Origin of the sequence: Bartonella capreoli (assembly GCF_902813205.1) — a bacterium.
In the GTDB taxonomy this organism is placed as follows: domain Bacteria; phylum Pseudomonadota; class Alphaproteobacteria; order Rhizobiales; family Rhizobiaceae; genus Bartonella; species Bartonella schoenbuchensis.
In genome coordinates this window covers 1-391 of sequence record NZ_CADDZX010000371.1, presented here as the reverse complement: position 1 = coordinate 391, position 391 = coordinate 1, and the positions used below count along the sequence as shown (strand labels likewise).

At 46.8% G+C, this 391-nt stretch carries 1 protein-coding gene; it reads right to left on the bottom strand.

Going from position 1 to position 391, the window contains the following annotated elements; translation table 11 throughout:
* The coding region (locus J7R05_RS08850) for an AAA family ATPase (protein WP_208541928.1) at positions 1–391 on the bottom strand (391 nt) is incomplete at both ends.

The following is a 391-nucleotide window of genomic DNA, read 5'->3' as shown; positions in this document are numbered from 1 at the left end:
CATTTTTTTTAGCCTGTTCGAACATATCGCGCACACGGCTCGCACCAACACCCACAAACATCTCGACAAAATCGGACCCTGAAATGGTAAAGAATGGCACATTGGCTTCGCCAGCGACAGAGCGTGCAAGCAAAGTTTTACCGGTTCCTGGAGGACCAACAAGCAAAACACCCCGTGGAATACGTCCTCCTAGACGTTGAAATTTCTGTGGTTCACGTAAAAATTCAACAATTTCTTGTAGATCTTGCTTTGCTTCTTCAACGCCAGCAACGTCCTGAAAGGTAACACGCCCCTGTGCTTCATTGAGCAATTTTGCTTTTGATTTGCCAAATCCCATCGCCCCACGTGATCCATTTTGCATTTGCCGCATAAAGAAGACCCATGCTCCAAC